Here is a 22,259-nt window from a genome sequence, read left to right as displayed (position 1 = left end):
CTTTCCCCCGCAGCCTATTGCAGACCTCGCTGACCAGTTTAACCGAGGAGGCTGAGCACCGCCTGCGGCAACTGGTTGGCCTGGGCCAGGATCGCGGTGCCAGCCTGTTGCAGAATCTGATTTTTGCTCAAATTCGCGGTTTCGGCAGCGTAGTCGGTGTCCTGGATACGCCCACGGGCGGCGGAGACGTTCTCGGAGATGTTTTGCAGGTTACTAATAGTGTTGTCAAAACGGTTTTGTACAGCACCCAGATCAGCACGCTGGGAGTCAATTGTCTTCAGCGCTGCGTCAATAACCGCAATTGCGTCTTGTGCTCCGCTGGCGGTTGTGACGTCAATTGTACTCACGCGTTCAAGTGTGTCAGTAACCGTTCCTACTCCAGCAGCTTGGTTTGCCGAAGTTGTAATCCCACCACCACCGTTACTGGAGTAAAGCGCAGCAGCAGAAGCAGTACCTGTAAATTTGACATCACCAGTAACCACGGTTCCCTGCCCACTAGTAATAGTTTGCGCAGTCCCAGCCAGGGCAGTATTCCCAAAATTACGAGCTGCAACAGAAACTGTCGCAGCAGTTCCGCCTCCTGCCGCCGCTGTCACATCGTCAAAGGTAATATTTTTACCATCCTGATCGACTATATCTAATGTCCCATCACCGTTATCAGTAACCTGCAAATTCGATAGTTTTGAGTTTGAATCTATAGCCGTCTTTAACCCCGCCGCCGCAGTGGTAGCTGTAGAAACCCCGGTAACTGTATTTAGCTGTACGCCATTGATGCTTATATCAAGTGATGCACCAGCAGTAGGGGCACCCAAAGTAACTCGAGCAGTCGTTTTAGCATCTGCCTGAAGGTTGGAGAAATTTGAATTAATCTGATCCTGAACATCCTCAGCAGAAGCACCGGCACTAATTGAAAGATCTGTATTTTTTCCATCAACGACGGCTGTTAGTGTTTGAGCTACAGAAACCGTGCTAACAGGAGTCGCAGCTGAAGCACTCGCACCAGAGAGTGCGAAGCCTGTGAAACTTATATTGTTTACTTTACCCAAGTCCGAGGACCGAGCTGAGGCGATACTGAAGCCAATAGTTTCGTTAGCCTGAGAACCCACTTGAAAATCAACATTAGAAAACGAACCGTTCAGCAAACTGCGACCACCAAAAGTAGTAGTGTTAGCAATACGATTCATTTCTGTTTTGAGCTGGGTTACTTCAGCATTGAGAGCATCGCGCTCGGAAACAGAGTTAGAGCCGTTAGCCGACTGAAGGGAAAGATCGCGCATTCGCTGGAGGATATTGGTGGACTGCTGCAAAGCTCCTTCAGCAGTTTGCGCCAAGGAAATACCATCATTGGCGTTCTTGACAGCAACACCCAAGCCATTGATCTGGCTGGTTAGACGGTTGGAAATTTGCAGGCCGGCAGCATCGTCCTTAGCACTGTTGATACGCGAACCAGTGGACAAGCGCTGCATGGTAGTTCCCAGCGCATCTGATGATTTGCTCAAATTACGCTGAGTGTTCAGGGCAGCAACGTTGGTGTTTACAGTAAGAGCCATGATGTGTGCCTCCAATGGGCAGGGTACTTAAGGTAGCCGGGCGGTGCGAGCTTGGTTGCCTTGCTCAGGCACCCCAGTTACTTCGCATTCCTAATCTTTATCGGCGCTAAGCCAGGATGCTTTAGGGGCTTTTTGCCATATTCAGCGAAAGTTTTTTCTTGATGGGCAACAAGCGCTTAGCTCGAAAAGGAGTGTCATCTGGACATTTTGCCGGGTTTTCGGCGGGCTTTCGGGTGGATGCAGGTCGTTCCCAGGCCCCGTTTTGGCATATAGCCAGAGACGCTCCGCGTCTAGGTACGACGGATGCAGCGCGTCTTGATCGGGGTTACCACGCAGAGCGTGGGAACCATCTACTTGCCCCTGGGCCTGCGGCGATCGCGGACAAGCCCCCTCCTACAAGAGCAGCGCTGCACGTAGTCCGCGGCCAAGGCCCCTCCCACAAGCACACCACTGACTGTAGGAGGGGGCCTTGGCCGCGAAGGGCCGTTGATCGTTTCGGGCCGGTTCGGGTCTACCAGGTAGGGATTGGCAACCAGCAACAGCAGCCAAGAGCAGCGCAGCTAGGGCCGGGCCGCCCTCCTACAAGAGCGACAACGGCGAACCGTCAGCGCAACTGGTTGAACAGGCTGAGCCCGGCAATCTTGACGTAACTCTGCTGCGACGCCTCCAGCACTATGCTCTGGAACGAAAGCCGCGATAGCGCTTCGGCGTAGTCCAGCTCGCGCAGGTCGGCTTGCACGGACTTGTTGACCAGCGCGACGTCTTCGTTATCAGTCTGAGTCGAGTCGATGATATTCAGGCGTGCGCCGATTTCGCCGCGCACGCTGTCCACAGTGGTCATGCCGTGATCGAGGTTGGTCAGGGCCACAGCCACTGCGTCGCGCACCTGCAAGCCAGTTGCCGGGCTTTCCAGGCTAGTGCGTAGATTGGCGATGGTGTCGAGGATGCCCTGTTTCTGCCGAGTAGGGTCGGCGGTGATCTGGATGCTTTCACCACCCACGGGCACCCCGTCGAACTGCACACTCACCCCGCGAAACACCAGCTGGTCGCTAGTTACATCGTCTGCATCCATACGCCCACTGGCGAGCACGGCTGCGGCAGGAATGCCGTAGACGTCGTAGCGTTTCGGATCCGTTGGATCGAAGCGGATTTCGATACCCGTATCGGGGAACGCCGGACTACCGGCAAAGGCCACTTCGTCCTGCACCAGTGGTGCGGACACGCTGAGGGTTGAACCAGCGGCGTAAGGACCTGGTGGAAGTTCCAGGCGCCCGGCATTGGTGACGTTCTGGAATATTTTCTTGCCGCTGTCGCTGATCGCCAGGTCCAGCGAACTGGCCACCTGCAATTTGCGCTGTCCCTCATCACCCCGATAACTGTAGCTGCCATCGCCCTCGCGCACGAAGGGTTGGGTCTTGCCCTGAAACCCGGCGAACAGATATTCGCCGCGGGCATTGCGGGTGTTCATCAGGCCGAACAGTTCTTCCTCACGCGCCCCCAGTTCCGCCGCGATGGATTGGCGATCCGCTTGGCTAAGCGCCCCATTACCCGCCTGCACCGCCAGCTCGCGCACACGCTGGAGGATGGTGTTGACCGAGTTGAGGGTGACTTCTTCCTGGGTCAGGCTGTTGTTGGCTGCGGTGAGGTTGTCCTTGTGCTGAGTCAGCACGTTCTGCTGTTGCTCCAGTTGCAGCAGGCGCACCGAGGCGACCGGATCGTCCGCGGGGGTGAGGATGCGGTTGCCAGTGCTGATCTGCTCCTGGGTGCGAGTGGCATTGGCGTAGTTGCGCTGGATGCCGGCGACTCCGTTGTTGAATGCCTGGATGGTGGAGATGCGCATGCTTGAGCCTCTTGTTGCAATCCGGCGAGCCCCGGCGGGTTCTGTAGGGTGCGCCGTGCGCACCGGATGGTTCATCTGTGCGCACGGCCTAGACGGCCCCGCACACTCTACGACTTATCTGAATGTACTGATCAGGGTATCGAACAAAGAGCGCGCAACTTGAATGACCTGGGCCGAGGCGTTGTAGTACTGCTCGAACTTGATCAGGTTGGCGGCCTCTTCGTCGAGGTTGACCGCGGACAACGAGTCGCGGTTGTCGGTTGCCTGTTTGAGAATGGCGCCGGTCGCGTCGCTGTCCTGTCGGGCCTGGGCGGTCAGGGTGCCGACCCGCTCGACCAGATCGCCATAGCCGTCGGTAAAGCTGACGCCGGTGCTGATGCCCACTGACGGGTCCACGCCTACGGTCTGCTTGTTCTGCAGGTCCACCAATTTCAGGGCGTTGCGGTTGTCCGATACCCCGTTGGTGTTGAAATCCAGGGTGAAGGTGTCGCCACTTTCCGGCCGGCCGCTGATGGAGAAGCTGACAACGTTGCCCCCTCCCAGATCATATTCGTAGGTATTTGCCTGTCCAGATACGAATCCGCCGGCAGGCACCCGGGTCAAGCCGGCTACCGGAGTGCCTGGCGGGTTTTCAAAAGTGCCGGCGCCGTCATAAATCAACCCCAGCGGCAAGGCCGCGGCAATAGCAGCAGAGTCTATCGGGCTAGTACCCGCAGCAATCAAATCGGGTTGGGAAATCGAACCGTTACCGCGATTCTGCAAGTCGGCTTCGGAGCGCACCGGTGCGGCAAACGCCAACTGATCGGGCTGATCCAACAGGGCGCTGATGGTCGTGGCGCCACGCCGGGTCGGTTGCAGCAAGAACTTGTCATCCGCCGCTGGGACGGAATCGAGAGCCAGTTCGAAACCCTGATCGCGACCAGAGGCATCGCTAAAGGTCAGGGTCGCCGGATAACCGCCGGGCGGGTTCGGACTCACGGTCATAGCCGCGCCATCGCTCAGGCGCCGGGCGCTGTAGTTGCTGCCATCGTATTCCAGGCGGTAATCGCTGGTGGTGAGCACGCTGGTGTCGGTGATATTCAGCGCCGGCTGGACGGCGCTGGTGTTGCTCGCAAAGGCCCGTACGCGCAACTGGGCCAGCGCCGTATCGTTGTAGTCGCCGAACAGCGCGGTGCCCACCTGGCCTTTAAGGTCCAGGCCCTGGCCGAGCTGGGTGTTGACTTGATCGCTGACCGCCAGGGCCAGTCGCCCGAGGGAGTTGAGGGTCGGATCCAGCGATTCGGCGCGGTAGCGGATCAGCCCGCCCAGCTCGCCGCCGGTGAGCAGAGAGGTGATGCCCTGGCGCGAGCCACCGCTGACGAAGCTCACCTCGAAACGGGTCGGGTCGCCCTGCCCCGGCCCGACTTCCAGGCGGCTGGTGGTACTGCCCACCACCAGCGGCTGGCCGGAGCCGACGAACAGGTTGAGCGAGTTGTCATCCTGCGCCACCACGGTCACGCCGACGTAGGTGGACAGCTGGCGGACCGCCTCTTCGCGTGCATCGAGCAGGTCATTGGGTTGCTGACCGTTGGCCGAGGCCTTGGCGATGGCATCGTTGTAGCTGGCAATCGAGGTGGCCAGACGATTGACCTGGTCGCTGACGGCCACCATCTGCTTGTTGATGAACTCGTTCTGCTCGTTGATCCGGTCGGACACCGTATTGAAGCGCCTGGCCAGGCCTTCCGCCTCGGACAGCACCAATTGCCGCGCCGGGATGTTGGCCGGGTCTTCGGCGGCCGTCTGCAGGGAAGAGAAGAACTTCTGCAGCGAGGGCGTGATGCCGGTGGTGGTGCCGGCCAGCAGCGAGTCGAGCTGCTCGATCTGACCTTTGTAGGCCTCCACGTCGGAGCTGAGAGCGGTGCTGCTGCGCACCTGAGTACTCAGGAACTCGCTGTAGGTGCGACGGATATCCACCAGGGTAGTGCCCGAGCCGATATAGCCGGCGCCACTGAACTGCGGATTACGCGTGGCCTGCACCGTGTCCTGGCGCGAGAACCCCGGGGTATTGACGTTGGTGATGTTATGCCCGGTAACCGCCAGCGACGTCTTGTTCGCCGACAGTCCGGACAGGCCAATGCTCAGTAGGTCAGCCATGGCTCAGTTCATCCCCGGGTCGGCGCTGTGTCGCTGGACGCGATGGTTTGATAGGTCGACATCTGCCGGGCGATCTGCGTCACCTTGCGCGCATACTGCGGGTCAGTGGCGTAACCGGCCTTCTGCAATTCGCGGGCGAATTGCTCGGGGTTTTCGGTCGAGCTCAGTGCGTTCTGGTAGCGGCCGTTGCTCTGCAGAAAGCTCACGTAGTCTTCGAAGCTGTGGGCGTAGGAGTCGTAGGCGCGGAAGGACGCCGCCTCCTTGACCGCTTTACCGCCCTGGTATTCGGTGGTCAGCACCCGTGCCGACTCGCCGTCCCAGCTGTTGTGGCTCTTGATGCCGAACAGGTTGTGGCTGCTGGTGCCGTCCTGCTGGCGAATGATCGACTTGCCCCAACCGGTTTCCAGCGCGGCCTGGGCCACCAGGTAACGCGCATCGACGCCGATCTTCTCGGCGGCCCGCTCGGCCATCGGCAGCATGGCCGCAATGAACTCGTCCTTCGAGGCGAACGCCGTCTTGCCCGGTGCCTGGGCCAGACGACGGCCGCTGATGGCATCCGCACCATTCAGGCTCAGGGCCTTGTCGGCGGGAGCAGCAAACGCCTTGGCCGGGATCCAGTCGTTTTGCGCCAGTGGCTGTGCATCCGCCACGCCGGCCGTAGGCACGATGCCCGCCATCAGCCGGTCGCCGAGTTTGCCCGGCAGCGACAGGCGCCGCTGGTTGAGCAGGGACGAGTCGTCGCGACTGCTGTCGACCTTGGCCAAGGGTTTGCTCGGCGCACTCGGCACCGGCTGATCGACCTGGGCGAAGGGATTGGGCCGACTGCCGGCGTCCTTGATCTGCGACATCTGCCGCACCAGCACGTCGGCCAGGCCGATACCGTTCTGGTTGTTCGACAGGGTCACCGACAGCTGCTGGTCGTGCATGTCCTGGTAGGTCTTGCTCTCGTTGCTGTTCATGAAGTTGCCTTCGGCGAACACTTCGTTGGCCGAACGCATGGCCTTGAGCATCTCATTGAGAAACAGCGACTCGAACTCTTGCGCCACCTTGCGAATGTTCTTGTCGCTGTCGCCACCGACCTTGAACTGGTTGAGCCGGTTCAGGTCGGTGAAGGCACCGCTGTCCAGCGGGCTGTTGGTGTTGACGCTGCCGAGCAAACCGGCCGAGAGTCGAGAATCCATCGCCGCAGTCTCCTTAAATCACGATCAGGTCAGCCTGCAGGGCGCCGGCTTGCTTGAGCGCCTCCAGGATGGCCATCAGGTCGGAGGGCGATGCGCCCACCTGGTTCACCGCCCGGACGATTTCATCCAGGGTGGTTCCGGGGCCGAACTTGAACATCGGCTTGGCCTCCTGGTCGGCGTTCACCCGCGAGCGCGGCACCACTACGGTCTGACCGCCGGAAAGGGCTTCCGGCTGGCTGACGATGGGGTCTTCGGTGATGGTGACCGTGAGGCTGCCATGGGTCACGGCCGCCGGCTGCACTCGCACATTCTGGCCGATGACGATGGTGCCGGTACGCGCGTTGATGATGATCTTGGCCACCGCCTGGCCGACCTCGACTTCGAGGTTTTCCAGAATCGACAGGTAGTCCACCCGCTGATTCGGATCGAGCGGCGCACTGACGCGGATCGAGCCGCCGTCGAGCGCCTGGGCGACCCCCGGGCCGAGCAAGTCGTTGATCTGGTCGACGATGTTCTTCGCCGTGGTGAAGTCCGAGCGATTGAGGTTGAGGGTCAGGCTGTTGCCCTGGTTGAAACCGCTGGGCACCGAGCGCTCGACCGTTGCACCGCCAGGAATGCGCCCGGCCGAAGGCACGTTGACGGTGATCCGCGAACCGTCGCCACCCTCGGCATCGAAACCACCGACCACCAGATTGCCCTGGGCGATGGCGTAGACATTGCCGTCGATGCCTTTGAGCGGCGCCATCAGCAGGCTGCCGCCGCGCAGGCTCTTGGCGTTGCCGATGGAAGAAATAGTGATATCGATGGTCTGCCCCGGCCTGGCGAACGCCGGCAGGTCGGCATGGATGGACACCGCCGCGACGTTCTTCAATTGGACGTTGCCGCCTTGCGGCACCTTGATGCCGAACTGCGCCATCATGTTGTTGAAGGTCTGCACGGTGAACGGCGTCTGGGTGGTCTGGTCGCCGCTGCCATTGAGGCCGACCACCAGGCCGTAGCCGATCAACTGGTTGCTGCGCACGCCCTGGATGCTGGCCAGGTCCTTGAGCCGCTCGGCGTGTGCCGGCAGGCACAGCAGCAGGCACAGCAGCAAACCGTAGGAGCGGGCCATGCCCGCGATCTTGCTACACGCCACACGGACGTTCTCGCGGGCATCGGTGGTCATCGGCGTCATCCTGTTCAAAACGGCCACAGCGGGCTGATGAAGAAACGATCGAGCCAACCCGGCTGACTGGCATCGGCGAAGGCGCCGGTGCCCGAGTAGGTGATGCGCGCATCGGCGATGCGGGTCGAGGCGACGGTGTTGTCCGTAGCGATATCGTCGGCGCGCACCAGGCCGGCAATCCGCACCAGTTCATCGCCGGTATTGAGGGTCATCCACTTCTCGCCGCGGATCGACAGAATGCCGTTGGGCAATACCTCGGCCACGGTCACGGTGATCGAACCGCTCAAGCTGTTGCCTTGGGCCGCCTTGCTATCGCCCTTGGTATCGCGGCTGGAGCTGTACTCGGCGCCCAGCGACAGTTTGTTGTCGGAAAACGGGTTGGCTGCCGATACCGCGCCGCCGAACAGCGAAGTCAGGCCGATATCGGCGCTGCTGTCCTTCTGGATCTGCGAGCCGGCATTCTTGCTGGCCTGGGTACGCTCGTTGAGGGTGATGGTGATGATGTCGCCGACGCGGTAGGCCTTGCGGTCGTCGAACAGGTTGTTCTCGAAGCCGGCCTGATAAATCGAGCCGTTGTTCTGCTCCGCCGGCAACGGCGTGCGCGGCAGTACCGGCGCGTAATAGGGGTCGTTGGGCTTCGCCGGCGGCGCGACGCAGCCACTCAGGACAACAAGACCCAGCATCGAGAGCACTATTACCAGCCGGTTCATATCCACTACCTCACGGCGTTTTATTTCAAGCCAGGGCCGGGCAAATGCCCGCCCTCAGCGATTAAAGATTCTGCGAAACGAAGGCCAGCATCTGGTCGGCGGTGGAGATGACTTTCGAGTTCATCTCGTAGGCGCGCTGGGTGGTGATCATGTTCACCAGCTCCTCGACCACGCTGACGTTGGAGTTTTCCAGGGTGTTCTGCAGGGTGGTGCCCAGGCCGTTGAGGCCCGGGGTGCCGACCTGCGGCGCACCGCTGGCGGCGGTTTCCAGGAACAGGTTGTTGCCGATCGCTTCCAGACCCGCCGGATTGATGAAGTCGGCGGTCTGCAAATTGCCGACGATCTGCGGCTGCGGACTGCCGTCGGTGGTCACCGAAACCGTACCGTCTTCGCCAACGGTGAAAGTGCGCACTTCGTTGGGCAGGACGATCGCCGGCTCCAGGGCATAACCGTTGGAGGTGACGACCTGGCCGTCCGAATTGAGGTGAAAGCTGCCATCACGGGTATAGGACACCGTGCCATCGGGCATCAGCACCTGGAAGAAACCACGGCCGTTGACCGCCATGTCCAGGGGTTGCTCGGTGGTCTGCAGGCTGCCGGCGGTGAAGATCTTCTGCGTGCCGACCACCCGTACACCGGTACCCAGCTGCAAACCGGACGGCAGCTGGCTGTCCTGGCTGGACTGGCCGCCGGGCTGGCGGCGGATCTGGTACAGCAGATCCTCGAACTCGGCCCGGTCACGCTTGAAACCGGTGGTCGAAACGTTGGCCAGGTTGTTGGAAATGGTGGTCAGGTTCATGTCCTGGGCGGACAGACCGGTCTTGCTGACCCACAGTGCCGGAAGCATATAGATTCTCCTCGAGCGCCATTTTCAAGGCGCTGCGTGCTGGTAATTAGCTAATTTGCAAAACCCGCGCCACAGCGGCCGCATTGTCTTCGGCGGTGCGCATCATCTTCACTTGCAGTTCGAACTGGCGAGACAGAGAGAGGATCGCGGTCATCTCCTCCACCGCGTTGACGTTGCTCGACTCGAGAAAGCCGGAGGTCACCTGTACGGTGGCATCGGCCTGCACCGGCCCCACGCCCTTGAAGCGGATCAGACCGTCAGTGCCCTTCTCCATCTGCTTCAGATCGGGATTGACCAGCTTCAGCCGGTCGACCTCGGCCAGCACGCTAGGACCTTCGCCCAGAGCGCGAATACTGATGGTGCCGTCCTGGCCGATCTCGATCTTCTGCTCCGGCGGCACGGCAATCGGCCCACCATTGCCCATCACCGGCAAACCGTTGCCGGTACGCAACACCCCAAGGGCGTCAATATTCAGGCTGGCGGTGCGCACATAAGCCTCGCTGCCGTCGGCTGCCTGCACCGCCAGCCAACCGCGCCCGCCAATCGCCACATCAAGGTCGCGACCGGTTTCCTGCATCGAACCGGGGGTGAAGTCGGTACCCGGACGCTCGGTCATGGCATAGACCCGCGCCGGCAGCGTGTCGCCGAAGACCTGCATTGAGCGCGCCTGCTCGAAGTCGCGGCGAAAGCCGTTGGTCGAGATGTTCGCCAGGTTATTGGCGTGGGCACTCTGCGCCAGGCTGTTGTTGTGGGCTCCAGTCATGGAGACGTACAGCATCTTGTCCATGGTTATCCTCCGAGGTGGGCGTGACGCCCGCCGCTCTATGTGAAGTAATAGAGCAAGCGGCGTGCCACCCTCGAGCAATAATCATAAATCGTTGAAAAATATTATTTTTTAAATGAAGAAAAGGCCCCATAAGGAGCCTTTCGAGACAAAGTCGGCGAGTTATTGCCGCCTACGGCAAAGCCATTGCCTGCCGTCTGGAGTTGCCGCCGCTGCGCCAATCGGGCGGATTGAATGGCGGTCGAACGCCGATGGGTATCGCTGCGCTCAGCGATACCCATCACGACGATCTGGATAAAACCCGAACACTCCAGCGCCTGTGCAACCGCGCCCCGGATTACGCCGGGGCGAGCTACATTACCTATTGATCGGTGATGCTCAGGCGCCGCGCCTTATCAGCGCAGGTTGATGATGGTCTGGGTAATCGAGCTTTCGGTCTCGATGGTCTTGGCGTTGGCCTGGTAGTTGCGCTGGGCGACGATCAGGTTGACCAGCTGATCGGACAGCTCGACGTTGGAGTCCTCCAGGGCGCCGGATTGCAGGGCGCCCAGGGTGCCGCTGCGCGGCGTACCGACCACCGGCTCGCCGGAGGCGAACGACTGCACCCAGGCGGTCTTACCCACCGGAGTCAGGCCCTGCACGTTGGCGAAGCTGGCCAGAATCACCTGCCCCTGCACATTGGATTGACCGTTGGTGTAGCGGGCGAAAATCACTCCGGTATCGTCGATTTCCAGACCCGCCAACTGACCGGTGGTGTAGCCGTCCTGGCTGACGCTGTTGACCGCAAAGGAGCTGGAGAACTGGGTGGAGCTGCGCATATCGACCAGAATGCCCGTCGGGTTGGCATTCGCGCCATTGTTCGACCACACCGGCGGCTCCCCGCCATCCGAGGCGGCAGGCACCCAATTATTCAAGGTAAAACGCCCGGTGGCATCAACGGTGAAAGCCGCGCTGGAGGTCAGGCTGGCGGTATCCAACTGGCCACTGGGGGTAAAACCAACCGACATCGAGTATGGCGCGGTGGATGTCGGATCCGCCGGATTGCGCCCATCGACCAATACATTCATCTGCCACTCGTTGGCACCGGTCTTGACGAAGTACTGACTGAGCACATGGGCATTGCCCTGGGTGTCGTAGACGTTGGTCGAGGTGGAGGAGTTGTAGGTGGTCGGATCGGCCGGATTGAAGGTGGCGTTGCCTGCCGCTTCGGCGGCGGTGACTTCCGCGGCGGTCGGATTCAGCGGATCGACCGCACCGGCAATCGACGCGTCATAAGCGCCCTGCCAGGATGTCGGCACCGTATTGGTCGAGTTCAGATTGAACGTCTGATCCAGTGTCGTGGTTGACCGCGGCGCCTGGCTCGCAGTTTCAATGCGCAGATCACTGATCACGCCATTCTGCAGGTTGCCGTTGCCATCGACGGCATAGCCCTGCAGCTTGTAGCCGAAGTTATTGACCATGAAGCCATCGCGGTCGGTACCGAAATAGCCGGCACGGGTGTAGCTGACCTCGCCGTTGTTGCTGGTCTGAAAAAAACCGTTGCCGTTGATCGCCAGATCCAGGGAGTTTTGCGTGTAGTTGACATTGCCCTGATTGAACAGCTGCGACACGTTGCTCAGCAGCACACCGCTACCCTGCGCGTTCTTGCCGGAACCGTTCACCGAGGCCGCATAGACATCGGAAAACTCCGCACGCGACTGCTTGAAGCCGGCCGTTCCGGCGTTGGCGATGTTGTTGCCGGTCACGTTGAGATCGCTGGTCGCCGCGCGCAGGCCGCTAAGACCGATATTGAACGCCATGGAAGTCTCCTTTGCCGGTATGCCCGGCGATTAACACCCTGAAATTACTGACCGATGACCTGTACCTGGGACAGCGGCACACTGCCAAGCCCCGCCAGGTTGAGCATCAACTCGCTACCGCCCAGCACCACACTGTCGACGTTGGCCGGGAGCATGGTGTAAAGCGCCTCGGTCTTGCCTTCGTAGGTGGCCTGCGCCTCGAACTTGTAGGTGCCGGGCGGCAACAAATTGCCGCTGGCGTCTTTACCGTCCCAGATAAAGCTGACATTGCCGGCGGCCTGCTCGCCCATGTTGATCCGACTCACCGCCGTCCCGGCGCTGTCGTAGACATTGACGTAGACGTTGCTGCTGCTGGTCGGCAGCACCAGGCTGGCCTTGAAACTCTCGCTGGTATCCACCAGCGCCTTGTCGGTCGGGATGATCACCTTGCGCCCGACCAGGGATGAGGCCTGCAGCGCCTGGGAGGACTGATAGCCGGACAGCAGCGAACCCATGCTGGTATTGAGCTTCTCGATGCCTTCGACCTGACTGAACTGCGCCAGCTGGGCAATGAACTCGCCATTGCTCTGCGGCTCCAGGGGGTTCTGGTTATTCAGTTGCGCCACCAGCAAGTTGAGAAATTCGTTCTTGCCCAATTCTTTGTTGGCCGTGGTGTCGCTCTTGATCTGGTATTGATCGAGCGCCGAACTGACGCCATTTACCGTGCTCATGCCGTATCCCCTTCGTGCGGCTTACTGACCCAGGGTCAGTACGCGCTGCAACATTTGTTTGGCCGTGTTCATCATCTCGACGTTAGTCTGGAACGCCCGACTGGCAGAGATCATGTCGGCCATTTCCTCGACCACATTGACGTTGGGGTAATACACATAGCCGCCTTCATCGGCCGCCGGATGGTTCGGTTCGTAGCGCGGCACCAGATTGCTCTGATCCTCGACGATACCCAGCACCTGCACGCCGCTGCCGGCCTGATCCTGCTCGGCGAACAGCGAACCACCGCCATCGCCCATGGACTGCTGGAACACGGTGGCGAATACCGGATGGCGCGCGCGATAGGTCTGATCGACGCTCGACGACACCGTCTCGGCATTGGCTATGTTGCTGGAAATGGTATTCAGACGAGTGCTCTGGGCACTCATGCCGGTTCCGGCGATATTGAAAACACTGGCAAGTGACATGGCTTCAGGCTCCTTTATTCGCCGCGCAGGGCGCTGACCAGCCCTTTGAATTTGCTGTTGAGGAAGGTAAAGCTGGCTTGGAAATTCACCGCATTTTCCGCATAGGTAGTCTGCTCGACCTGCACGTCAACGGTGTTCTGATCTATCGACGGATGCGAGGGGATGCGGTAAGCCAGGCTGGCACTGCCCGTGGACATGCCCTCGGCGGCGATATGCCGGCTGTTGGTGCGGGCCAGGCCAGCCGAACCCTGCTGGTTCTTGGCGCTTTGCTCGGCCAGCACCGAAGCGAAATCCAGATCGCGCGCCTTGTAGTTGGGCGTATCGGCGTTGGCTATGTTGTTGGCCAACACCTCGGCACGCTGGGCGCGAAAGCCGAGTGCCTTTTCATGGATGCCGAGTGCACTGTCGAAGCTGATGCTCATGGTCAGGAACCTTTGCCGTTGGGCTTGCCTGTTTTCCGTACAAGATATTTAGCAAAGGTCGTGCCATTTATTTAAATTGTTATTTTTCAACAACTTGACTAGTTTCAAGCACTACAACAACGACCAAGCGGCAAGGCTTTTCCGCCCATTGGCAAACAAAGCGGCAACGGACCCGGCGCTTTGCCGCCCCCAGCTCTCAAATTTGACCGCGCGTCTGCAGGAGCGGGGGGGACGCCCAGCTCCTGCAAAGGGTGGCTCAGCACAGGCACCAACAAAAAGGCCATGTACCCATTACGTGTTGCATGGGGCGCCCGGGGAAGCATGACACTGCTTGCAGCGGCCGCAACCAGTAGGGTGCGCTGTGCGCACCAGGCGTCTGTGGCGGCACCGGTGTTGGTGCGCGCGGCGCACCCTACGAAGCCAGCCCCCTACAGCTGGGCGCCGATGCCTGAGCGCAACAGAGTATGGGGACATAGCCAACAAAAACGGGAGGCCACTGGCCTCCCGCTTCTTTATATAGTGCAACCCTGTTAGCGCAATCCTGTGCAACCGGCTCACTTGACCTTGTAGATGATCCCCGGGCTGCATTGCACCATCTGATAACGCTCCGGCAGGCCGTTGAGCGCCTCCGATGCGCCCAGAAACAGGTAGCCACCCGGTTTCAACATGGCATGAATGCGCGTGAGGATGTCTTTCTTCATCTCGGCGGAAAAATAGATCAATACGTTGCGGCAAAACACGATGTCGAACTTGCCCAGGCTGGCATAACTGTCCATCAGGTTCAGCGGACGAAATTCGACGCGACTCTTGATCGCCGGTTTGACCACCCAACGTCCCGGCGCTTTCGGGTCGAAATAGCGTTGCAAACGCTCTTGCGACAGGCCCCGCCCCATAGCCAGGCTGTCGTACTCACCGGATTTGCAATTGGCCAACATCGACGGCGAAAGATCAGTGGCGATGATCTGCACCCCCGCCTTGAGCTGGCCGATATTGGTTTTCTCGAACTCATCGATGCTCATCGACAGGGAATACGGCTCCTGCCCGGAAGAACAGGCCGCCGACCAGATGCGCAGACGCTGTCCCGGATTGGCCTTGATCAACTCGGGCAAGACCCGGTTCTTCAGCACTTCGAAGGGATAGGTGTCACGAAACCACAGGGTTTCATTGGTGGTCATGGCATCCACCACCAGCTCGCGCAAACCGCTGCGCGGCTGGCTTTGCATGCGCTGCACCAATTCCCCCAGGGTCTTGATCCCGTGCTGCTCCTGCAGCTTGTTCAGTCGACTGGATACCAGGTACTGCTTATTGCTACCCAGCAAAATGCCACAGGCCTTTTCCAGGAAAGTCCGGAACTGTTCAAAATCCAAATTACCTGAAGACACTAGCCAGGCCTCGCCAATCAAAGTGTTGCACTGAAAGATGCACCCTGCGCCCCATCATCAGGCCGAGGCAAAAACTGCTGCATTCGGCGATGCGGCGTAAAAACAGACTCAACAACACATTCGTGCCCGCTAAATAGACCAGGCGCGGTGAGCGCCATAGCCTTCGAATATTGCTGCACGACGCAACGACGGCGCCCGCCGTGCGCTACGAGGTTTGATCGACCTCATTGATACGTGCAACCACCCGCGATGCCAGATCATCGGGACGAAACTTGGGGAGAAAGTCATCGGCGCCGACCTTCTTCACCATGGCCTGATTGAACACCCCGGAAAGCGAAGTATGCAGGAGGATGTGCAACTTCTGCATGCGCGCATCGCTGCGGATCTCTGCGGTCAGGGTATAACCGTCCATTTCCGGCATCTCGATGTCGGAAATCAACATCAGCAACTCCTGGCCTGGATGCCTGCCCTCGTCCGCCATGTTGCGCAGGTAATCCAGGGCTTGCCGACCATCGTTCAGCGCCGTGACCTCGACCCCCACGGTTTGCAGGCAGCGAATCACCTGCTTGCGCGCCACCGATGAGTCATCGACGATCAACACATGTTTGCTCAGCGCCTTGCTCTGGGTTTCGGCATTTACCACACCTTCAGAAATCACCTCGGACGTCGGCGCCACTTCGGCAAGAATTTTCTCCACATCGAGGATTTCCACCAACTCCTTGTCCAGACGGGTCACGGCGGTCAGGTAGTGATCACGCCCCGCGCCCTTGGGTGGTGGATGGATCTCCTCCCAGTTCATGTTGACGATGCGCTCGACCGAATGCACCAGAAAGCCCTGAACCTTGGTGTTGTATTCGGTAATGATGACGAAGCTGTTCTGCAGATCCTGCAACGGCGGCCGCCCGGTCGCCATCGACAGATCGAGGATGGGAATAGTGCCCCCGCGAATGCTCGCGACCCCCCTCACGACCGGGCTGGATCTGGGCATGATGGTGAGTTTGGGGCATTGCAGCACCTCCTTCACCTTGAATACGTTGATGCCATAAAGCTGCCCGCCATCAAGACGGAACAGCAGCAGTTCCAAACGATTCTGCCCAACCAACTGTGTGCGCTGGTTAACCGAATCCATTACACCGGCCATGCTCAAACCCCTCTGTTTGAGTCGCGCACATTGTGCCTAGCGTAGCAGGCGGCACGCGCCTTGCTACTAACTTTGCATGAACGCAGAAACGACAACTTTTCGACACTTTTATCGGCGCAGGTATCGATACCTGACGGCAAAAGGCCGCTACTGGCTGGCAGTTTTACCTGCTTTGCTCGCGCTCGGCTACAGCTCCGTGGCAGTTGCCGCGGCAACCTTGCCTGAACAGCTTATCGGCACTACCCACAGTTTTCTTGAGCTGACGGTAGCCGACTACCTGCAGCGCAGCGAAATTCAAGGGCGACATGAGATTGAGATCAACCGTCTCGACCCACGCTTGCGCCTTCCGGCGTGCGACAAGGAGTTGACGGTTACCCTGGAAAGCCCAGCCCAGCCAATTGGCCGAGTCACCATGCGGGTGCGCTGTGATGGTAGCTCACCCTGGACGGTTTTCGTTCCCGGGCAGGTCAGGCTGTACCGTGAAGTGGTCACCGCCATCCGCCCGCTCAAGCGCGAGGTCGTACTGACAGACATGGACGTAAGCTTGTTGGAACGCGATGTCGGCCTGCTTGGTCAAGGTTATCTGACCAGCCTCAAGCAGGCGGTCGGCAAAAAACTGACACGCCCACTGCAACCGGATCAGGTAGTGGCGCCGGGGCATGTCGAACAGGCCGAGGTCATCCGCAAAGGTGATCAGGTGGTGATCAGCGCACACAGCGGCGGCATGAGCGTGCGCATGCCGGGCGAAGCCCTGTCGGACGGGGCCATCGGCAAACAGATCAGCGTGCGCAACCAGCGCTCGAAACGGATCGTCAAAGCGCGGGTAATAGGGCCAGGTCAGGTTGAAGTGGCCATGTAGGCACGATTTCCGCACGGCCCCGGGCAGACGCTCGTCAAACAGGCTGGCTGACGATTGGCCGCACTGTGTTTAAACTGTTACCTGAAACACACTTTATTTTTCTAAAGTTTCTGCAGACACTGCCGAGAACCTAGGCAAGCGTCCAAATACTGTTCGAGGTTTTGCATCATGGTTATCGACTTCAACCGGCTAAACAATGCCACCACCCCTGCTAACTCAGGGCGTGCGGGCGGCGCTCAGTCTGGTGGCAGGACTGAAGCCATCAGCGAAAAGTCGACCAACCCGTCAGCGACTCCACCCCAGCAGGCAGACACCAACAAGAGCGGGGAGTCGGTGCAGTTCAGTCGCGAAGCGCAACAGCTGCAAAAAATCAGCGAAAAACTGGCTGAACAGCCGAGCGTCAATAAAGAGCGGGTTGCCCAGCTCAAACAAGCGATCCTTGACGGCAGTTACCAAGTCGACAGCCAGCGCGTTGCCAGCAAACTGCTCGACTTCGAATCCCAGCGCTAGTCCCAGGGCAGCGCCGGGGTGTTAGCCTTACAGTGCAGTAGCGCTGCTACGGCCGCTAACATCTGAGAGCCTGCGATGCACGACATTACCCTGCTTGAGCTTTTCAACGACGATATCGGCAGCGCCGAGCAACTGCTCGCGCTGATTGATGACGAATTCCAGGCCCTCGGCGAGCGCGATCTGGTGCGCTTGCAAAGCATTCTGGAAAAGAAGCAACCGCTCCTGGCGCAACTCGACCAACACGGCCGGGCACGCAGCCAACTGCTGCTCGGCCTGCAACTGAGCGCCGACCGCGCAGGCCTGCAAGCCCTTGCTGAGCGCTCCAGCCAAGGCACGGCACTGCTCGAGCGCGGCGACCAACTGCACAGGCTGCTCGAGCGCTGCCAAGCGGCGAATCTACGTAACGGCCGCTTGATTCGTTCCAGCCAGGCATCGACCAGCAGCATGCTCGGCATTCTCCGCGGCGGAGAAACCCCCAACCTCTATGATAGCCGCGGCAGTACCGCTAGAATCGGCCAGCAGCGCCCGCTCAGTCAGGCCTGAACACTTATAACAAGGCACAGGGAAAATGCTGTCATAATGCCTGCCCCTAGTGCCATCGTATCTGCCTGGAGAGTTCTGGACCGTGTCCAACCCCTTTATCGAGGATGATGGCCCGCAACCACCGAAGGTCCTCAAAGCCCCCGTGGAAATCGTGGCCAATCTGCGCCAACTGCAACAGCACCATGATCCGCTGGTTATCACCTTCCACGAACGCAGCCAACATTTTCAGAGTTACCTGATCGAAGTCGATCGCGACAAGAATCGCCTGATTCTCGACGAGATGATCCCCAACGATGCCGAGCGCTTTCTGCAGAGTGGCGAACCTTTTCGCATCGAAGCCTTCCATGAAGGTGTGCGCGTGGCCTGGGAGTGCCTGCAGCCGGTACAGATAGACCAGCACCAGGGGGCACGCTGTTACTTCACCCCGATGCCTGAAGAGGTGCATTACCACCAGCGCCGCAATGCGTTCAGGGCTCAGCTCAAGCAAACAGATCAGGTCAAGATCGAACTGGCCGGCGCCAAGTTGCGCAGCTCCATACCGGGACAACTGCTGGATATTTCCGCCACGGGCTGCAAGCTGCGCTTGCCGGGCAATGTTGCCAGCAGCCTGCATTCTGGCCAGGTTTACGAGAGTTTTACCGCTCAACTGCCCTTCGGCGTGATGACCACTGCCGTGGAACTGCGCCATGTGCAGTATGAAGAGAAACTCGACACGACCTTTGCCGGCGTACGCTTCCACCGCATGAACGGCCTGGAGCAACGCCAGGTCGAGCGCTTCGTCTACCAACTGCAGCGCGAGGCACGTCGCTTCGACAGCGACGGCTTGTTCTAGGAGACTGTCCGAGAACAGACTGACCTACTGCGGAAAATCCGGATTGGTCATTTTTCGCGCTATTTTTCGTTAAATAGAGCGACTATTCGCCTCAAAAGAGCGCAAAAACTGCCTCAAACCGGCCTTCCCTCGCTACGATCGCTATTCTCGGACAGCCTCCTAGGAGGCTGTCCGCCAAACTGGAGCACTACAGATTGACCGTGGGGCGCTTTAGCAGCGCTGGTGCGTAGCGCCCTTGATCGAGGCTGAAGCCCCTGCCACCAGTGTCTCGCCAGCGATGCAATATCGGTCAAATTCGAACGTTGTGGGCGCTGTTTCAGGGTACGTGGCGCTCGGCAAGCCTGCTGCCACCCTACGCCACCTGCCCGACATACTGCCTGCATACGACACTTGAGTGCTGGTGCGACACCAGGAGGCTGCCCGAGAACGGCAATCGATCTACAGAAATCCGTATTCTCGGGCAAGCTCCTACTGGATGAGCGCCAGCGTAATCCGGGAATACGCGGTGCCTGCTGACATCACGACCGACCCAGTCGGGGGGGCACCAAGACCAGTCAGCCGAGGAAGACAGGTCAGACCTCGACCCGAATACCCAGCGCAGCCAGGCGCGGCAGGTCTTCCGGACGATCGACATCCCACAGCGCCGGCAAGAGCTGATGCTGCCAATCCAACTGCTGCAGGCGCTCGCAGGTCATGCTCAAGACCTGGTCGGTCCCCCAGGGCATGTCATGAAACAGCCTGGGGTCGACGCAGCGCAAGCCGAGCAGGACATAGCCACCGTCCTCGGCCGGTCCCAGTACTACTGGCTGTCCGTGCAATGCCTCGCAGGCACCACTGAGGTATTCGCCATCCAGCGCCGGGCAATCGTTGCCGATCAACACCACGGCATCGCTTTCCGCCAGCCCCAAGGCGGCTATGCGCCGCATGCGCTCACCCAGGTCGCCGGCGGGCTGCTCAACCAGCGTCCAGTTCAACTGATCGGCGAGAGCCTGCAGCTGCGTATCCGGGCTATCGTCCAGCCACAAAAACCGCTGACTGAACCCTTGCGCCGGCAGCTGCAAGGCCCGCTCGAGCAACACGCGCTGCAGGTCGCACGCGCCCTCCTCACCCAGAACCGGAATCAGCCGGGTTTTCACCCGCCCCGGCACAGGTGCACGCGCCAGCATGTGCAAAGAAATAGACAGCTTCATAGCGGTGGCCCTCGATGATACTGCCGCGCCAACTGATCCGGGCTGGCGCCACAATAGTAGGCCAGCCGCAAGCGCCACATAAATAACACGGTACGCCAAATACCATCGTGCTCCCAGCGTCTGCTTGAAGTCGACAACGGAGGACGCAAGCAACGCGGACGCGCCCACTTCTTCAAGCGCCCACTGAGTTCGATGTCTTCCATCAACGGGATGTCCGCGAAACCACCCAGCGCCTCGAACGATTCACGGGCGACGAAGATTCCCTGGTCACCCGTCGCCACACCGGTCAACCGCGAGCGTAGATTGATCATCGTACCGATCAAACATAGAGCCGGGCCACCGCCCGACAAACGTACATCGAAGCGTCCCCAGATTGGTCGCTCAGCCAACACGGCAAGCAACTGCCGGATGGCCGCGGCACTGACCCGGGTATCGGCATGCACGAACCACAGATAGTCAGCCTCCGCGACCGCGGCGCCGGCATTCATTTGCAGGGCGCGGCCGGCCGGCGTCTCGAGCACCTGGTCGGCCTGCCCCGCGGCCAACGCACAGGTCACATCACTGCTGCCGCCATCCACCACAATCAGCTGCGCTCCAGCCGCGCGCAGCGGCGCCAGATCTGCCAGCAGCAAAGGTAGGGCGGCGGCCTCATTGCGCGCCGGAATAATCACGCTAAGCAGCGGCGTCACGGCCGCGGACCCTGCTCAACCGGGTCAACCGGGTCAACCGGATCAACCGGATCAACCGGATCATCGTCGCTCACCTCTGCCGAATTGCCATCGAGCATCTGATCCTGCACCACCTGTTCGTCGACCCGCGGGTCGAGGGCGGCAACCAGGGGTGAACTGCTCATGTTGCTTGGCATCGGGATATGGTGCAGCGGGGCGTCATCGACCTGGTGCAGGTGGGTAATGTTGGCCGGGCGCACCCGCCAGACCAGGATCAAGGCCGAAGCGCAGAAGAAAACATAGAGCATGTTGGCGCCCAGAAAGCGCATCAGCACACCGGCCAGCAGCGGGCCGATACTGGCACCGATACCGAAGGTGACCAGCAGCATCGCCGTCAGCGATACCCGCCGCTCGCCCTCGACGTGGTCATTGGCGAAGGCTACGGCCAGCGGATAGAGACTGAACTGCAACAAGCCGACGATGAACCCCACGCCGAGCACTACCCACAAACCCGCCTGGGGCATCAACGCCAGTGGCAGCGCTGCCAGGATCAACAATCCCGCACAGCTACGGATCAACTTGGCCCGGTCGTAACGATCCGACAACCAGCCGAGCGGCCACTGCACCACTAGGCCGGCGAGGATGCAGCTGCCCATGAACAAACCGACCTGCTCGGTCGACAAGCCCATACGTGCCGCATACAGCGGCGCCAAACCGTAGAATGCGCCGACCAGCAGACCAGCCACGGCAATGGTGATCAGCGACAGCGGCACCCGCTTGATAAAGAAGCGCAGCTCCAGCGGCGCCGGATGCATGGGCGCCGGGTGCAGCCGGTGAGTCAAGGCCACCGGCACCAGGCACAAGGCAAAAGACAACGCCACCAGCATCAGCAACTCGAGACCCAGGGCCGGATGCGTCACCAACGCCAACTGACCGAGGATCAACCCCAGGTAAGAGGCGGCCATATAACCGGAGAACACCTGGCCGCGCTGGCTGGTTTCCGCCTGCTCGTTGAGCCAGCTCTCGATCACCATGAACTGGCACATCGAGGCCACGCCCACCACCAGGCGCAACACCAGCCAGACCGACAGCCAGTCGCTCAGACCATGACCGAGCACCGCCGCGGTCACCACCCCGGCACAGGCCACATAGGCACGGATGTGCCCGACTCGACCGATCAACCGGTGCCCCAGCTTGCCACCCAGCACCAGGCCGAGATAGTTGGCCGCCATCAGGGCGCCCACCCACAACCCATCCACCGTGTCCGCCAGACGCAGTGCCAGGTAGGTACTCAACAAACCCGACCCCAGAAACATCAGCAGGGTGGCGAAATACAGTGAACTGAAAGACTTCAGAATAAGGCGCATGACTCTGCGAATGACTCCTTGATTGACGACTGAACCGCTCCATACGAACGGCGCGACCAAGATGGCCGCAACAACTGAATAAATGGGTGAAGCATAGGGCACAGGGGTAAAGCTGGAGCGTAATGCACGCAAGCGTGCACCTGGCCCGTATCAATCGGGAC

The 22,259-nt window shown here is 60.1% G+C and carries 21 protein-coding genes; 4 read left to right on the top strand and 17 right to left on the bottom strand.

Going from position 1 to position 22,259, the window contains the following annotated elements:
- Positions 1-38 precede the first annotated feature (38 nt).
- The 14 genes from R3355_RS07965 to R3355_RS07900 all read right to left on the bottom strand — a co-directional run bounded on the left by R3355_RS07965 (position 39) and on the right by R3355_RS07900 (position 16,129).
- Complete coding sequence (locus R3355_RS07965) at positions 39-1,550, bottom strand: flagellin (protein ID WP_318960765.1); 1,512 nt, start codon at positions 1,548-1,550, stop codon at positions 39-41.
- A 604-nt stretch (positions 1,551-2,154) separates the two neighbouring features.
- Entirely contained in the window at positions 2,155-3,390 is a 1,236-nt protein-coding gene (flgL, locus tag R3355_RS07960; RefSeq protein WP_318960764.1) for a flagellar hook-associated protein FlgL, read from the bottom strand.
- A gap of 114 nt (positions 3,391-3,504) precedes the next feature.
- Entirely contained in the window at positions 3,505-5,523 is a 2,019-nt protein-coding gene (gene flgK / locus R3355_RS07955; protein WP_318960763.1) for a flagellar hook-associated protein FlgK, read from the bottom strand.
- A gap of 8 nt (positions 5,524-5,531) precedes the next feature.
- Positions 5,532-6,704 carry a flagellar assembly peptidoglycan hydrolase FlgJ gene (gene flgJ, locus R3355_RS07950; RefSeq protein ID WP_318960762.1) on the bottom strand — a complete coding sequence of 391 codons (1,173 nt, stop codon included), beginning with the start codon at positions 6,702-6,704 and terminating at the stop codon, positions 5,532-5,534.
- A gap of 13 nt (positions 6,705-6,717) precedes the next feature.
- Positions 6,718-7,815, bottom strand: coding sequence for a flagellar basal body P-ring protein FlgI (locus R3355_RS07945; RefSeq protein ID WP_318960880.1), 1,098 nt, complete (start codon positions 7,813-7,815; stop codon positions 6,718-6,720).
- Between the two features lie 68 nt (positions 7,816-7,883).
- The gene (gene flgH / locus R3355_RS07940) at positions 7,884-8,579 is read right to left on the bottom strand and encodes a flagellar basal body L-ring protein FlgH (RefSeq protein ID WP_318948663.1); all 696 of its coding nucleotides are present in this window, start codon (positions 8,577-8,579) and stop codon (positions 7,884-7,886) included.
- Positions 8,580-8,640: 61 nt separating this feature from the next.
- Positions 8,641-9,426 carry a flagellar basal-body rod protein FlgG gene (flgG, locus tag R3355_RS07935; RefSeq protein WP_079201391.1) on the bottom strand — a complete coding sequence of 262 codons (786 nt, stop codon included), beginning with the start codon at positions 9,424-9,426 and terminating at the stop codon, positions 8,641-8,643.
- Between the two features lie 46 nt (positions 9,427-9,472).
- Positions 9,473-10,213 (bottom strand): flagellar basal body rod protein FlgF, encoded by a 741-nt coding sequence (locus R3355_RS07930; protein WP_318948662.1) that lies wholly within the window; start codon positions 10,211-10,213, stop codon positions 9,473-9,475.
- A gap of 392 nt (positions 10,214-10,605) precedes the next feature.
- Complete coding sequence (gene flgE / locus R3355_RS07925) at positions 10,606-12,009, bottom strand: flagellar hook protein FlgE (protein ID WP_318960761.1); 1,404 nt, start codon at positions 12,007-12,009, stop codon at positions 10,606-10,608.
- 44 nt (positions 12,010-12,053) lie between these two features.
- Positions 12,054-12,719 carry a flagellar hook assembly protein FlgD gene (gene flgD / locus R3355_RS07920; RefSeq protein ID WP_318960760.1) on the bottom strand — a complete coding sequence of 222 codons (666 nt, stop codon included), beginning with the start codon at positions 12,717-12,719 and terminating at the stop codon, positions 12,054-12,056.
- 21 nt (positions 12,720-12,740) lie between these two features.
- Positions 12,741-13,184, bottom strand: a complete 444-nt coding sequence (gene flgC / locus R3355_RS07915) for a flagellar basal body rod protein FlgC (RefSeq protein ID WP_318948659.1) — start codon at positions 13,182-13,184, stop codon at positions 12,741-12,743.
- A 14-nt stretch (positions 13,185-13,198) separates the two neighbouring features.
- Positions 13,199-13,606: a flagellar basal body rod protein FlgB gene (flgB, locus tag R3355_RS07910; RefSeq protein ID WP_318960759.1), complete on the bottom strand. Its 408-nt coding sequence runs from the start codon at positions 13,604-13,606 to the stop codon at positions 13,199-13,201.
- Between the two features lie 554 nt (positions 13,607-14,160).
- Positions 14,161-14,988, bottom strand: coding sequence for a protein-glutamate O-methyltransferase CheR (gene cheR, locus R3355_RS07905; RefSeq protein ID WP_318960758.1), 828 nt, complete (start codon positions 14,986-14,988; stop codon positions 14,161-14,163).
- A gap of 205 nt (positions 14,989-15,193) precedes the next feature.
- Positions 15,194-16,129 carry a chemotaxis protein CheV gene (locus R3355_RS07900; RefSeq protein WP_318948655.1) on the bottom strand — a complete coding sequence of 312 codons (936 nt, stop codon included), beginning with the start codon at positions 16,127-16,129 and terminating at the stop codon, positions 15,194-15,196.
- A gap of 76 nt (positions 16,130-16,205) precedes the next feature.
- Between R3355_RS07900 and flgA the strand changes: the two genes are divergently transcribed.
- The 4 genes from flgA (at position 16,206) to R3355_RS07880 (ending at position 18,873) form a co-directional block, all read left to right on the top strand.
- Complete coding sequence (flgA, locus tag R3355_RS07895; RefSeq protein ID WP_318960757.1) at positions 16,206-16,988, top strand: flagellar basal body P-ring formation chaperone FlgA; 783 nt, start codon at positions 16,206-16,208, stop codon at positions 16,986-16,988.
- A gap of 168 nt (positions 16,989-17,156) precedes the next feature.
- Complete coding sequence (flgM, locus tag R3355_RS07890; protein WP_318960756.1) at positions 17,157-17,498, top strand: flagellar biosynthesis anti-sigma factor FlgM; 342 nt, start codon at positions 17,157-17,159, stop codon at positions 17,496-17,498.
- A gap of 75 nt (positions 17,499-17,573) precedes the next feature.
- Positions 17,574-18,041: a flagella synthesis protein FlgN gene (locus R3355_RS07885; protein ID WP_318960755.1), complete on the top strand. Its 468-nt coding sequence runs from the start codon at positions 17,574-17,576 to the stop codon at positions 18,039-18,041.
- 82 nt (positions 18,042-18,123) lie between these two features.
- Positions 18,124-18,873: a flagellar brake protein gene (locus tag R3355_RS07880; protein WP_318960754.1), complete on the top strand. Its 750-nt coding sequence runs from the start codon at positions 18,124-18,126 to the stop codon at positions 18,871-18,873.
- 572 nt (positions 18,874-19,445) lie between these two features.
- Here the strand turns inward: R3355_RS07880 and R3355_RS07875 are convergent.
- Genes R3355_RS07875 through R3355_RS07865 form a run of 3 tightly spaced genes read right to left on the bottom strand, consistent with a single transcriptional unit; the run spans position 19,446 to position 22,098 of the window.
- Positions 19,446-20,063, bottom strand: coding sequence for a TIGR04282 family arsenosugar biosynthesis glycosyltransferase (locus R3355_RS07875; protein WP_318948650.1), 618 nt, complete (start codon positions 20,061-20,063; stop codon positions 19,446-19,448).
- Positions 20,060-20,752 carry a TIGR04283 family arsenosugar biosynthesis glycosyltransferase gene (locus tag R3355_RS07870; protein WP_318948649.1) on the bottom strand — a complete coding sequence of 231 codons (693 nt, stop codon included), beginning with the start codon at positions 20,750-20,752 and terminating at the stop codon, positions 20,060-20,062. The genes R3355_RS07875 and R3355_RS07870 overlap by 4 nt, the downstream gene beginning before the upstream one ends.
- Positions 20,749-22,098: an MFS transporter gene (locus R3355_RS07865; RefSeq protein WP_318960753.1), complete on the bottom strand. Its 1,350-nt coding sequence runs from the start codon at positions 22,096-22,098 to the stop codon at positions 20,749-20,751. The genes R3355_RS07870 and R3355_RS07865 overlap by 4 nt, the downstream gene beginning before the upstream one ends.
- Between the last annotated feature and the right edge of the window lie 161 nt (positions 22,099-22,259).

It is taken from the genome of Pseudomonas sp., from assembly GCF_033723075.1.
In the GTDB taxonomy this organism is placed as follows: domain Bacteria; phylum Pseudomonadota; class Gammaproteobacteria; order Pseudomonadales; family Pseudomonadaceae; genus Aquipseudomonas.
Note: the sequence above shows the minus strand (reverse complement) of the source record. Positions and strands in the feature narration are given on the sequence as shown.